This is a genomic window from Blautia sp. AF17-9LB (genome assembly GCF_003479185.1).
Lineage (GTDB): Bacteria > Bacillota > Clostridia > Lachnospirales > Lachnospiraceae > Fusicatenibacter > Fusicatenibacter saccharivorans.
In genome coordinates this window covers 258,462-271,278 of sequence record NZ_QUGU01000002.1, presented here as the reverse complement: position 1 = coordinate 271,278, position 12,817 = coordinate 258,462, and the positions used below count along the sequence as shown (strand labels likewise).

General features: G+C 48.9%; 15 protein-coding genes and 1 pseudogene. 8 read left to right on the top strand and 8 right to left on the bottom strand.

Annotated features, from left to right (window positions below):
* Positions 1–32 precede the first annotated feature (32 nt).
* The 7 genes from DWX00_RS03415 to DWX00_RS03380 all read left to right on the top strand — a co-directional run bounded on the left by DWX00_RS03415 (position 33) and on the right by DWX00_RS03380 (position 4,825).
* Complete coding sequence (locus DWX00_RS03415) at positions 33–644, top strand: CHC2 zinc finger domain-containing protein (protein WP_117522847.1); 612 nt, start codon at positions 33–35, stop codon at positions 642–644.
* Positions 628–2,001 (top strand): DNA primase family protein, encoded by a 1,374-nt coding sequence (locus DWX00_RS03410; RefSeq protein WP_227143262.1) that lies wholly within the window; start codon positions 628–630, stop codon positions 1,999–2,001. Before DWX00_RS03415 ends, DWX00_RS03410 begins: the two co-directional genes overlap by 17 nt.
* 399 nt (positions 2,002–2,400) lie before the next feature.
* Positions 2,401–2,616, top strand: coding sequence for a phosphoribosylglycinamide formyltransferase (locus tag DWX00_RS03400; RefSeq protein ID WP_109258817.1), 216 nt, complete (start codon positions 2,401–2,403; stop codon positions 2,614–2,616).
* Positions 2,617–2,679: 63 nt separating this feature from the next.
* Complete coding sequence (locus DWX00_RS03395; protein ID WP_117522849.1) at positions 2,680–2,865, top strand: hypothetical protein; 186 nt, start codon at positions 2,680–2,682, stop codon at positions 2,863–2,865.
* 77 nt (positions 2,866–2,942) lie between these two features.
* On the top strand, positions 2,943–4,232 hold the full coding sequence (locus tag DWX00_RS03390) for a plasmid recombination protein (protein WP_117788320.1): 1,290 nt from the start codon (positions 2,943–2,945) through the stop codon (positions 4,230–4,232).
* A gap of 18 nt (positions 4,233–4,250) precedes the next feature.
* Positions 4,251–4,553 carry a hypothetical protein gene (locus DWX00_RS03385; protein WP_085531218.1) on the top strand — a complete coding sequence of 101 codons (303 nt, stop codon included), beginning with the start codon at positions 4,251–4,253 and terminating at the stop codon, positions 4,551–4,553.
* Positions 4,554–4,633: 80 nt separating this feature from the next.
* On the top strand, positions 4,634–4,825 hold the full coding sequence (locus DWX00_RS03380; RefSeq protein WP_118594704.1) for a recombinase family protein: 192 nt from the start codon (positions 4,634–4,636) through the stop codon (positions 4,823–4,825).
* A gap of 48 nt (positions 4,826–4,873) precedes the next feature.
* Here DWX00_RS03380 and DWX00_RS03375 read toward each other — a convergent pair whose 3' ends face one another.
* The 5 genes and pseudogenes from DWX00_RS03375 to DWX00_RS03350 all read right to left on the bottom strand — a co-directional run bounded on the left by DWX00_RS03375 (position 4,874) and on the right by DWX00_RS03350 (position 8,480).
* Positions 4,874–6,550 carry a recombinase family protein gene (locus DWX00_RS03375; RefSeq protein WP_009447114.1) on the bottom strand — a complete coding sequence of 559 codons (1,677 nt, stop codon included), beginning with the start codon at positions 6,548–6,550 and terminating at the stop codon, positions 4,874–4,876.
* A 100-nt stretch (positions 6,551–6,650) separates the two neighbouring features.
* Positions 6,651–6,878 carry a transposon-encoded TnpW family protein gene (locus DWX00_RS03370; protein WP_004607973.1) on the bottom strand — a complete coding sequence of 76 codons (228 nt, stop codon included), beginning with the start codon at positions 6,876–6,878 and terminating at the stop codon, positions 6,651–6,653.
* 417 nt (positions 6,879–7,295) lie between these two features.
* Positions 7,296–7,556: a helix-turn-helix domain-containing protein gene (locus DWX00_RS03360; protein ID WP_016289899.1), complete on the bottom strand. Its 261-nt coding sequence runs from the start codon at positions 7,554–7,556 to the stop codon at positions 7,296–7,298.
* Positions 7,537–7,953: pseudogene (locus tag DWX00_RS03355) on the bottom strand (RNA polymerase sigma factor); the annotation flags it as partial. The pseudogene DWX00_RS03355 and the gene DWX00_RS03360, both read right to left, overlap by 20 nt.
* A 113-nt stretch (positions 7,954–8,066) precedes the next feature.
* Positions 8,067–8,480: a sigma-70 family RNA polymerase sigma factor gene (locus DWX00_RS03350; protein ID WP_118594643.1), complete on the bottom strand. Its 414-nt coding sequence runs from the start codon at positions 8,478–8,480 to the stop codon at positions 8,067–8,069.
* A gap of 217 nt (positions 8,481–8,697) precedes the next feature.
* Here DWX00_RS03350 and DWX00_RS19815 point away from each other — a divergent pair, with 217 nt between their 5' ends.
* Complete coding sequence (locus DWX00_RS19815) at positions 8,698–8,859, top strand: hypothetical protein (RefSeq protein ID WP_015529866.1); 162 nt, start codon at positions 8,698–8,700, stop codon at positions 8,857–8,859.
* A gap of 111 nt (positions 8,860–8,970) precedes the next feature.
* Here the strand turns inward: DWX00_RS19815 and DWX00_RS03340 are convergent, their stop codons facing one another.
* Genes DWX00_RS03340 through DWX00_RS03330 form a run of 3 tightly spaced genes read right to left on the bottom strand, consistent with a single transcriptional unit; the run spans position 8,971 to position 12,817 of the window.
* A complete protein-coding gene (locus tag DWX00_RS03340) occupies positions 8,971–9,339 on the bottom strand; it encodes a metal-dependent transcriptional regulator (protein ID WP_117485018.1) in 369 nt (122 codons plus the stop codon).
* 12 nt (positions 9,340–9,351) lie between these two features.
* Positions 9,352–11,061 (bottom strand): ABC transporter ATP-binding protein, encoded by a 1,710-nt coding sequence (locus DWX00_RS03335; RefSeq protein WP_117485016.1) that lies wholly within the window; start codon positions 11,059–11,061, stop codon positions 9,352–9,354.
* Complete coding sequence (locus DWX00_RS03330) at positions 11,048–12,817, bottom strand: ABC transporter ATP-binding protein (RefSeq protein ID WP_117485014.1); 1,770 nt, start codon at positions 12,815–12,817, stop codon at positions 11,048–11,050. Before DWX00_RS03330 ends, DWX00_RS03335 begins: the two co-directional genes overlap by 14 nt.

The following is a 12,817-nucleotide window of genomic DNA, read 5'->3' as shown; positions in this document are numbered from 1 at the left end:
TGCTTTCTGAATACTATGAACGGAGGTTTTCTATGACAATCTATGAAACCATCAAGGTGGCAATCAGCGTAAAGCAAGCCGCCGAACACTACGGGCTGAAAGTCAACCGAAACGGCATGGCTTGCTGCCCGTTCCACAATGACAGGCATCCGAGCATGAGGCTGAATGAGGATTATTTCTTCTGCTTTGGCTGCGGAGTCAAGGGGGATGTGATCGACTTCGTGGCAAGGTCGTTCGATCTGAGCAGCTATGAAGCAGCACAAAAGCTGGCTTCGGATTTTGGGCTTGACCCGAAACCGCCCACTTCCGCAGCTATGCTCAAGCCCAAACGTCCCTATATCCGTCAGTTTCGGGAGGACGAAATGCTGTGCTTCCGGGTGCTGATGGATTATCTGCATCTGCTGGAAGATTGGAAAGTGCGATATGCACCGAAAACACCGGACGATGATCTGGATGACCGTTTTGTGGAAGCCTGCCAGATGATTGATTATATCGAATATCTGGCAGATATTTTGACAGTCGGTGATTTAGAAGAACGGGTTGCCGTGGTGGACGAGCTAATGAAGGAGAGCAAGATTGCTTTCCTTCGGAACTATGTGGCACGGAAACGAAAGGAGGGGTTGTCCCATGGGGAAGAAAGGTAAAATGCCGGATATGAATCTGCCGATCTGGTTTGACGGGCAGAACATCAATGAAGCTCTGTTCTGTGAAGAATTTCTGCGTGAGCGCAGAATCATCTTCGCAAACGGAGCTTTTTTTACGCCCGATGGTCGGGTAACAGACGATCTCCCTCTCCGGGGTGAGATTTACGACAAGCTGAAATTCTGTGCCGTGAACAACATCCCCCGGAAGATCACCAATATTCTGGAGGTGCTGAAACTGGAAGCACAAGTGCCTGACTTTCCTCCGGAGCAGGATCGGATTCATGTTGCCAACGGTACGCTGCTGCAGAACGGAACATTCACTGAGGGCAGACCTGCTATCGTGCGGAGCCGTCTGCCTGTTGCCTACAATCCCGATGCTCCTGCTCCTGTGGTCTGGCTGAACTTTCTGGATGACCTGCTTCATACAGAGGACATTCCCACTTTGCAGGAGTTTATCGGCTACTGCCTGATTCCCTCCAACAAAGGACAGCGCATGATGGTGATTAAGGGCAACGGCGGCGAGGGTAAATCCCAAATCGGTGCGGTGCTTTCGGCAATCTTTGGCATGAATATGAAAGACGGCAGCATCGGAAAGATTTCCGAAAACCGCTTTGCCCGTGCCGATCTGGAACATATCCTCTTGTGCGTGGATGATGATATGCGGATGGAAGCTCTGCGCCAGACCAACTATGTGAAATCCATCGTGACAGCACAGGGCAAGATGGATTTGGAACGCAAGGGCAAGCAGAGTTATCAGGGCTGGATGTTCGCCCGGCTGCTTGCGTTCAGCAACGGTGATTTGCAAGCTCTTTATGATCGCAGTGACGGATTTTATCGCAGACAGCTTGTGCTGACCACCAAGGAAAAGCCTGTGGATAGAGCTGATGATCCTGACCTTGCGGAGAAGATGAAAGCCGAAGCCGAGGGCATCTTCCTGTGGGCATTGGAGGGATTGCAGCGGCTTGTTGCCAACAACTTCAAATTCACAGAGAGTGACCGTATCCGGGAAAACCGGGAAGCGGTCAAGCGTGACAATAATAATATCTTTGATTTCATGGAATCGGAGGGATACATCCGGTGCAAAGCGGATGCGTCCATCAGCTCCAAGGATTTCTATGAAATCTACCGGATGTGGTGCGAAGAAAATTCCCTTGCACCGCTGAAAGCCCGCAGCTTCAGCGACGCCATGATTGCCAATGCCGGGAGATTCAATCTGGAACATTGCAACAACATCACCAACTCTGCCGGACGGCGGGTGTGGGGATTTATGGGTGTGGAAGCTGTGGCAAGACCTCATATAAATGGGTTTTACGATGTTTCGTCATGTACGTACGTACCGGAGGAATGGCGGGATTGATTTTGCCAGTCATGCTCTGTACGTATGTACGCAGCATTTACCCCTGTTTTCTCCCATTATAGGAAACAACGGCTTTCAGAGACAACCTGTTTTCGGGTATTGAAAATCAATGGCAATGGAAACAGCAAAGTTTTTGACCGCAGGACGAAGCTATTTCACGAAATCGTGCTTCTCTGAACCGTGTACCCTGTTCACGGAACAATAGATGTTTTCATTTTTCCAGACCAAATCACACGAAACAGTAAAGCGGGATATGGTCATATATGGACAGGACATCACAAGCAAAATTCTGAACGGATTTCAGAGATTGCAGATTTTTCACTGTTCGGTGTATCTGTTCCGTTTTGGGGTGCAGAGATTGTACCGAACCACAAACAGAATTATGAAGGATTTTTCAATATGAATGTACGCAATGAAATCAAGGCACAGATCATCCGTGCTGGGATGACCATGCAGGAAGTTGTTGACCTGCTCTCGGACGAGTACGGATGGAGCGACAGCGTTTCCAACCTGTCCGCAAAATTACAGCGGGAAAGCATCCGATACAAGGAAGTATTGGAGCTTGCCGATGTGCTGGGATGCGACATTGTATGGCAGCAAAGACGGGAGAAGTGATGCCCCCGGCAACAGCCCCTCGCATCTCCCGTCCCCATAGGCACACCGCAGTGCTGCCTATGGATGGCAGTGAAAGACGCTGCCAACGTCTGCAAGAAACGTTCCGCAGAACAGCTTCATGCAGACGGGCTGACCATGGGAAAAGTTGCAGACATTTTGCCTTGGTCAGCAGAGGTCACCGCAGTGACCGCATACCCCCTCGGGAGAGCCCACGGCACTTTGCAGCCAGAATGGATGAAAGTGTTATAGTGGGTTATTACACTTCCGCAGAAGTGCATCCCCGCAGCCCCGCCCGTCTGCTACTCTCGAAAGAAAGGAAAAAACCTATGGCAAGAAACGATGGAATTGACCGTACCTTTGCCCGTAACCAGGACTTGCCCACCCTCGACGATGTGGCGAAAGTTCAGGAGCATAACGAGCGAGAAAAAGACAGCTACTCCAATCAAGATATTGATACCACCCAGACCCACCGCAATGTCCACTTCAAGAAACCTACCGACAGCTATGCCGCCATGTTCGATCAGATGATTGCAGATGGTGTTATCTCCACCCGTGGTCTGAAAGCCGATGCGGTGAAATATGGGGAGCTGCTGTTTGATGTAAACTCTGCCTACTTCCACAACCACGGCGGCTATGAATATGCCAAACAGTTCTATGCCGATGCCTACAAAGCCGCCGTGGAGATTGTGGGCGGCGAGCAGTATATCCTCTCCGCTGTGATGCACGCCGATGAGCGCAACCGGGCAATGTCCGAAGCCCTGGGCGAGGATGTGTATCACTACCACCTCCATGTGGTTTATATCCCGGTGGTGGAAAAGCAAATCCTGTGGTCGAAGCGGTGCAAGGATGAATTCCTCCGGGGAACGGTAAAAGAAACGATCACACAGGTCAGCCGCAGTAAGAAATGGGAATCCAAACCCGTTCTCAATGAAGATGGCAATCCGATGTTGAACGCAAAAGGGAAAAAGATTTTGAAGTCGTCCTACAGTGTGCTGCAGGATGACTTTTTTAATTTCATGCGAGCCGCCGGATATACCGATGTGGAGCGTGGAGAGCGTGGCAGTACCGAGGAACATCTGACGGTGACACAGTTCAAGGTACAGGCCGAACAGCACCGCCTGGAAACTGTGACCGGACAGGTGGAACAGGCCGAGCAGAGTTTGGCGGATGCCAAGGCTGCTACGGAGAAGCAGAAAAAGAAACTGGAAGCTCTGCAAAAGGAAACCAAGGCAGCAAAGACCATTGCGCTGACGGTGCAGGATATTGAGGAAATGGGCAAGAAAAATGCCCTCACCGGAAATGTCTCGCTCACGCCGGATCAGTGCGATACACTCAAACGCTATGCGGTCAACGGCATTATTGCCAATGCTGACAATAAGCGTTTGAAAGAGAAACTGGCTTCTGCTGAAAAAACAATTTCCATCTGGAAACAGCGGTATGAAGCAGTAAACGAAAAATATATGGAACTGAAACAGAAAGCCCAGCCTTTCTTGGATGCGATAGAGATTGCGTCTGAAAGGGTTTGGGCTTTTGTTCATGCCATTCTCGCCAGAGGAAAGGAAACACAGGAACATAAGCACCCTGCCCGTAAGCGTAGGCAGGATATGGAAATTTAAGAAAGGAACTATTTGCCTATGAATAAAACCGTAGAGGAAATTAACAAGATGATTATGGAAGATGCCCCGATGGAAGAAATCAATGATGCCATCGGCTATATTGATATTTACTCCTGCTTCGACCCGATTTTTGAGCCGCCCATTGATTTTTTGGAAGAATGCCGCAAGCATTGGGAAACAGCGCAGTCTTCTTTCCGCAAAACCATTGAGCGTAAGATCGGGAACACATGGTATGTGATTGAAACAGAATGTGACGGGAATGAGCCGCTTGCCGACAAGGTAAAACGGCTCATTTTTTCTGACAAGGGGGTGATTTGTTAATGACTGCGACACAAAAGCATGATATAATTCCAGTATGCACAACGGTACTGTCGGCTGACCAACAACCGAAGGAGGATATTATGTTGGATCAGCAGAAAATTACCATTCTCTACTGTCGTTTGAGCAATGAGGATGCCCAAGATGGAGAGAGTAACAGTATCGCAAATCAGCGAGAGTATTTAACCCGATATGCCCGTAACCACGGGTATACAAACCTGAAAATTCTGGTGGATGACGGTTATACGGGGACGAACTTTGTTGAGGTAAGATAACGTAACCTTTTTTGCAGAGGGCGTTATCTTACCTCTTTTTGATGTATGTTAGATAGCATAACTCTTTACGTCGGCTCCTATCTGTCTGAAATAGGAGATACTTTCGGTAGGCTTGTCGCCCGTATCAACTCTGCCGACAAAGCTATAAAAGATTTCGATTTTGCGGGTGTTCGTTTCCTTATCCAGTTCGTGAATAAGAATACGGTCAATAAATTCATGGACGTTTTCGTAGGTCAGTTCGGTAATGGCGGTGTATCTGCGTACCAGTGCGACAAACCTTTTCACGTCCGCGCTGCGCTCGGTGGCGTTGTCGATTTCCTGTGACAGCTCCGCAATCCTCCGGGTCAGCGTCTTTTTTTCTTCATCATAGCCGGAAGTCAGAAAAGCAAACTGTTCATCAGAAAGTTTCCCTAAAGCGTTGTCCTCGTAGAGCTTGCGGAATAAGATGTTCAGCTCGCTAATGCGGCTCTGCGCCTTGTCAAGCTCTTTCCGCTGCTGTGTCAGCGTCTTTTGTACTGCCTTTGCGCTGCACTCGTTGGCGGTTTCGATAAACTCCTGTTCATGCTCTTTCACATAGGACAGCACCCTCTGTAAATCAGCAAGGACAAGTTCTTTAAGGACGCTCTTTCGGATATAATGGGTAGTGCAAAGCTCGCCAGTCCTTATCCTGTTTCGGTACTTTCCGCAAGTGTAGGCGTGTTTGCGTTCCAGTGTCCCGGCTCCCTGTTGCAGATACATTTTATAGCCGCAATCCCCACAAAAGAGAAGTCCCGAAAAAATGTCAATTTCATCAACCTTTGTAGGGCGGTGTTTGGTAGCAATCCGTTTCTGTGCAAGGTCAAAGGTTTCTTCGTCAATCAAAGGTTCGTGCGTGTTGGGGAAAAAGTATTGCTTTTCCTCCGGGTTCTTTTTCGTCTTTTTCGATTTGTAAGATACCTTATAGCTCTTGCCCGTAATGGTATGCCCCAAATATTCTTTGCGTCCAAGAATATCATACAGTGTCTTATCCGGCCAGTTATAAATACAGGTCGGGTGCGGGCGCGGGTGGCGGCAACTGCCGGAACGACGGTAGCGCAGTTCTGAAACAGTAAGTACCTCATGTTCCCGTAGCCAGTTCTGGATTTCGCAGATACGGTCGCCGCGCACATACATAGCGAAAATCTGTTTTACAATGTGCGCCGTTTCCGGGTCGGGCAATAGATGATTGCGGTCGTTTGGGTCGGCTATGTAACCATACGGCACTTCGCCGTTGACACGCTCGCCTTTCTGTGCCTTTGCCTGTTTAACAGCCCGGATTTTCTTTGAGGTGTCGCGGGCGTAAAACTCGTTGAACCAGTTCCGCAGAGGGGTAAACTCGTTATCTTCCCTCGCTGTGTCTACACCGTCGTTAATGGCAATGTAGCGCACTTCATATTCGGGGAAAACAATCTCTATCAGTTCGCCGGTTTTCAGATAATTGCGTCCCAGACGGGAAAGGTCTTTTGTTATGACGGTCGCCACGTTCCCGGCTTCAACCTCATGCAGCATGGCTTGAAGCCCCTCACGCTCGAAACTCACGCCGGAAAATCCGTCGTCTACAAAAAAGCGCGTATTGAAAAAGTGGTGTTCGTCAGCGTACTTTTGTAAAATCAGCTTTTGGTTCTGTATGCTCTCGCTTTCCCCGGCCTGCATATCTTCCTGGCTCAATCTGCAATATAAAGCGGTAATCTTGTCTGTCTGTAACATTTTGTCCTCCTTTCCGACGACAGACAAGCATGGTATTTGTACTGTCTATATTATACCACATACCGCTGCCTGTGTCATGTATAAAATGTGAAGAAACGCCCTATTTTCGGGCGTTTGCGGGGTTCAGCTCCATGTCTTTGCGAATGAGCTTTTTTATCTTTTTATCCAGTGTGTCCGTTGCGCGTTCACTTGCAGACGAACATACAAGGTAAGTAACTTTTCCGATTTTATGCTCCGTTGTGGTAACGGGCGTTTGGTTTTGCGTCAAAGAAAATCCCCCTTTCTTTCGCAAACATATAATACAGTCTATGAATAGCAGCAAGTCCACTATTCAATAAAACAAAGGCTTTAATCGGACGGTTATTAGCATAACCTCATGGGAATTTCACCCCGGCATGGTTCTCATGCAGCCCTACCCATTGCCTGCGACGCTCTTAACGCTCGGACTGTGGCTGTAAGGAAGTATCATTGTATATTCTGCGTGTCGTTGCCCGCAAACCGCTACACTTGCTTTCCGGCGCGGTGTTGGTCGCTCGGCTGTCCGGGCGGTGATAACCTCGCCCGGATAGCGTCATGGCGCACCCGCCGTATGGCTCGACGCAAAAGGAACGTATCCGATTTGCCCTATGCTGCGCCGCCGTTATCTTGCGCCGCTTTCTTTTTCAAGGTTCAAAATGGCTGTGCTACCCGCGTCAACAGCGGAACGGAAAAGGGGGTGAGAGAAAGCGTCCCGCCGCCGTTGCGGTTATTCCTCTGTCCTAAAGGTGAGGACAGCCATCATCAGTTTTGCTTGCAGCCGTTCCCGAATGTCGTGGTCTACGCCGAAATAGACGTTCCCGCGCTCGTCGTACAGCTTCCGCATGGAGAGGCGGGCTATGTAGCCGCTAAAATGCTGCAAGACAATCTTCATGGCGTCCGGGTCACCCTTTGTCGCTGCCACAATGACAGGATAGGGAACAAGGGCATTTTCCGGGTAGCCGGGTTCGTTACCATTCGTCCCATTCATCAGCATTTTCCTCCAGATATTTTCTTAATTTCTCAAAAGAGCTTGTCCGCCTGTACTGTATCGTGCTTCTCGATGTATTGAACAACTTCGCAATCTCGGTGTCGTTCATTCCCTCGAAATAGTACAGGAGTACGGCTTTGCGCTTTTCTTCCGGCAAAGTACGGATTGCTTCAAGAAGCAGCTTCGGCGTGATTTTCTTCCCGGCTTTCTCAAAGACGGTTTCGGCGGTTTCCCGTTTGAAATATTCATCAAAGGTATGAAGCTGCCGCGCTTCGTCTAAGGGCAAATCGGAAAAGGTGACTTCCCTTGCCTTATGCCTGTGCAGCTCCCTGTGAGCGTCACACGCTTCATTGTGCAGCACCGTATTACAAAACTTCTGAAAAGCACATTGTTTATGTACCTGTTGTGCTGTCTATTCGATTGTCAATGTGCAGATGAAGGAGGAAAACTTGTCCTTCTTATTAACACTGACAAAAAAGGCAAAAAACAGGCGCATCAAACGAAACTTTATCAAAAATATTTTCCGAGCTGCTTTAAGCCGCGCCGGATACTGTCTCGGACACGGCTTGGGTCTACACCTTCTACCCCGGCAATTTCATTTACCGTCATTCCCAGGTAATATCGGGCATAAATCCTCTTTGCCTGTTTTTCCGGTAAATTCATCACAGCAGAATAGACCTGCTCCTGAAGCTGTTTTTCCTCCAGAATCATCTCCGGTGTTTTCGGCTTCAACAGCACCGCATTTTCAATGCCATTCTCGCAATCCAGAGAATACTGTGCTTTATAACGATACATCTTTCGCTCATACGCAGCCTCCGCACGTTCAGCTGCTCGAATAGTCTCCATTACTTCCTCTGTCACATCTACAAAAAAGTCTGTTGTATAAACATCAGGATAAAGTTCCCGAAGGTTAATTTTCTTCATTATGTACCTCCATTCGATTCACGGGTGATTGACGAGTGAATCGAATGGAGGTGGGGAACGACACCGGTATACAGCCGGATTATCTCCGAAAAAAAGGCAACAAAAAACGCCAGATTCCCGCAATGGGAAACTGGCGCACCAAGAACAGTCATTATTATGCTGAATCACATGGAACGATAATGCCGATGCAATGCTATACTTGCCCGGAGGAGGGGCAATGCTTTTTTTAATTGATGTAGATCATGGGAGCTTTGAAAAAGCAAAAGAGACACGGCAAATTAACCTCCAAGCGGCTACCGTGTCCCTGCAAGTCGTCATTAGTTTGTGTAAACGCAAAGAAACGGCGGCTCTGAAATTGTCCTTCAAAACCGCCGATTGAGTTCAAACCTTAAAATAGCGCACGAAATTATCTGCCCCAGTCAACGGTTTTTTTCTTTCCCCGGACGGGGCAGATAACTTATTATGCAGAGCAGAGCGGAGCCGATGTGCGCTAATCGGTTCCTTGTACTTTCTCCTTCAGCTTTCGGAAAGATGTATCACTGATGGCGTGTTCAATCCGGCAGGCATCTTGTTCCGCTGTTTCCTGATCGACGCCAGCAGCGATAAACTGCTCCATAAAAAACAAATGGCGTTCATAGATTTTCTCGGCAATCTCCCGACCTATGACGGTCAGATGAAGGAACCCATCATCATCCACGGTCAGAAAACCTCCATTTTTCAAAACGCCTACCGCATGGCTGATACTCGGTTTGCTAAAGCCCATGTGCCGGGCAAGGTCAATGGAGCGGACCATGTCTTGCTTCTTTTGGAGTATCAGCACAGCCTCCAGATAATCCTCCCCGGACGCATGAATCTTCATCGTAGCCTCCTTTTAGGCGGAAAGCTGCTGTTCTGCGTTCCACATGGCAGCGTACTTTCCATCCTTTGCTAACAATTCTTCGTGTGTACCAGCTTCGGTGATCCGACCATCGGAAACCACCAGAATCTGATCGGCATTTTTTACGATGGATAGGGTATGTGCGATCATCACCACGGTTTTTTTCTCTTTCAGTAGGTTCGCAATCGCCTGCTTTACCGCCAATTCATTCTCAATGTCTAGGGAGGCCGTCGCCTCGTCAAGCAGCAGGATCGGGCTGTTTTTCAAAATGGCACGTGCTATGGAAAGGCGCTGGCGTTCGCCGCCGGACAGGAGATTTCCATTTTCCCCAATCGGCGTATCATAACCCCTCTCCATCTTGCGGATAAAGCCGTCACAGTTTGCCTCTCGGCAGGCCACTTCAATTTCTGCGTCCGTAGCATCCGGACGGGCATGGCGGATATTCTCCCGCACTGTATCATCAAACAGGAACACATCCTGGTCCACCATAGAAATCTGGTCTAATACCCGTTCCGCAGCTACATGATTGATCGGTCTGCCTCCTATGGAAATCGTGCCGCCAGATACTTCATAGTATTTTGCAATCAGGTTCAGGATGGTAGACTTGCCGGAGCCGGAATCCCCCACAATGGCGGTCAGCTTCTGATCCGGCACAGTAAAGGAAGCCTGTTTTAACACCGGTTCCCCGGGAACATAAGAAAAGTTCACATGGTCAAATACAATCTCATGGGAGGCTGCCTGTAGCGGCTCCATGCTGCCGGTTTCTTCCGGTTCCTTCATCACAGCCATGATTTTATTTTTCGAGATCATCAGATTCTTATAGCTGGTGAGGTCTACAAAAATGGAATTTGCCAGCTTCGCACAGAACAAAGGCAGCATACAAATCAAAAGATAGGACACGGTATCTAAAGTTCCGGCTGCCCAGGGGCCATAGGCCGTCCAGATCACAACCGGGCAGGACAGCCAGCTCAAAATACCAAATCCCGCACCTATCGGGAGAACCTTGGCTTCATACACAAAGCTGATCCTGCTAAACTCCTGCATGGCATGGATCACGGTTTTGTTTTTCAGACCGCCAACGCCATAGGCCCGGAAAGTCTGGATACCGGATACATACTCCACAATGCTGCTGACATTCTCTGCACAAATATCGTTCTTCTCTTTGCCATACTTCGCTACCTGCCGGAAAGAAAGCCATAATCCAGGGATCAAAAGCAGGTCGGCAATCAGGAGGATCAGCCCGGCTGGAAAGTAGATCGTCATCACAAAAACAATCAACATCAGCGACAGGGCAAAGCTCTTTGCAATGTCCCCGATCTTATGGGTCAGAATTTTTTCATAGTTATTTACATCACTGGTAATGGTGTTGATATAATCGCCTGTCTGACCTTGTGTAAACCGGGAAAGCGGGATACGCTTGAGATGGTCGCCCATAAACAAGCGGATATTTTTACTGACTTTTGCGCCGCCGATCTGTGCTTTGGTATAGCCATAGCTGTATATCAAAATACGGAGCAGAAAGATAAATGCAATAACACCTGTTAGGACCAGTACACGGTTCATATCAAACTGACCGTCCCATAAAAACCGCATGACGGAATAAAGCAGCATAAACAGGCTACCAGAGAACAGCCCCTCCAGGACAGTCCCGGCAACGCCAATATAAAACTCCCGGTTCTTCTTCCATACGTTATTTGGATTCATTCTGCCCGCCTCCTTCCAGTTGATAAGTAATTCCCCTCGCTGTTTCGTAGTCCTCCCATGCTTTCCGATAATAAGCGTTCTCTTTCCGCACTTCCTCATGGGTACCGACACTGGTGATCGTATGATTCTCTACCACCGCCACACGGTCGCACATTTTCAAGGCGCTCAGCCTGTGCGCTACCACAATGACCGTCCTGCCTTTGCAGAGGTTCTGAATGGCCTTATCAATTTCCATCTGATTTTCCGGGTCAGAGGCGCTTGTCGCTTCGTCCAGAATCAGGATGGGAGCATTTTTCAAGATCGCCCTTGCAATAGCAATCCGCTGTTTTTCCCCACCGGAGAAACGGGAGCCGAAGCTGCCTACCTTTGTGTCATAACCATCCGGCAGCGACATGATGAAGTCATCAATCTGCGCCTCCCTGGCGGCAGCCCGTACTTCCTCCAGGCTGGCGTCTGAACCCATGCGGATATTTTCCAGTACACTGTCACGGGTAAGGAATGTCTTTTGAAATACAATGGCAATATTCTTCAGGATGGTATCGTAGTTCAGTTCATTCACGTTGATCCCGCCGATCAGCACCTCCCCCTCCTGCACATCATAAAACCGGGAGATCAGTTCAATCACGGTACTCTTGCCCGCGCCGGACTGTCCCACAAGTGCCATGCGTTCCCCATCCCTGATCTTGAGGTTGACGCCTTGCAGGACATCCGTTTTCCCATCGTAGGAAAAACGTACATTCTTAAGCTCAATATCATGGTTTTCCGGGAAGTCCATTCCACCTTCATAAACAGGAACGTCCAATATTTCTTTCGTTTTGGTAATGGCGCCCAGGACATTCGCAAAGTTTGTCCCCAATTCCTGTAAAGGCCGGATCTCCGTCAGATACATGGAGCCGACATAGACGAACAGCAAAAATGCACTGGCCGCCAGGGAGCCTTTCAGAAAGAACATCCCGCCCAGGGGAACCATCAGCAGCATCCCACATTCAATCAGAACCACAAAGGTTGCATAAGGAGGCCCCATTCTCCGGGAGGTTTCATTCCACATGGCATTCTCTTCCTGGATCGCACCGGAAAATTTCTGGAACGATTTGCTCCCCATGTTGTACGCTTTAATCAGTTTCATGCCGCTGATATACTCGATCATAACGGAATTGAGCGTTGTAATGGATCGGTTCGCCCGGTCCATCAAACCGTCCGTATTCCGAAACATAACCCCCATTACCACAACGGCCAAAATCAACGGCACCAGGGAAACCAGTGCCAATGGGATATTTACTGTCATCAAATAAATGAAAATTGCTACCGGCCCTACCATATAGCACACAAGGTCTGGAAGGTTATGGGCTAAAAACAACTCCAGCTTTTCAATATCTTCATTCAGAACCGTTTTAATATCCCCGGTCCGCCGCTCATTCAATGTACCAAGGGGGACTTTTGCCAGATGTTCCGCCACCATGCAGCGCACCTTGAACAAAGCACCGTAAGCACCTTTATGGGCCGCCACACCGGAACACCCGAATAAAACAAAGCGCAGGGCCACAGAAACGGAGATCATCATTACCGTCTGTACGACAAGCTCTTTTGTGCAGATATGCTGGAAAGCGGCATCCATCAGGCGATAAATCCCGATATACGGGACAATGATACACAGGCCGCTTGCCATGGCCAGCAGGATTGCCAGCAGCAGCCAGATTTTTTGCTCACCGGCCCATTGAAGCAGCAGTGCAATCCTGTTTTCTTTTTTCTGTTTCAT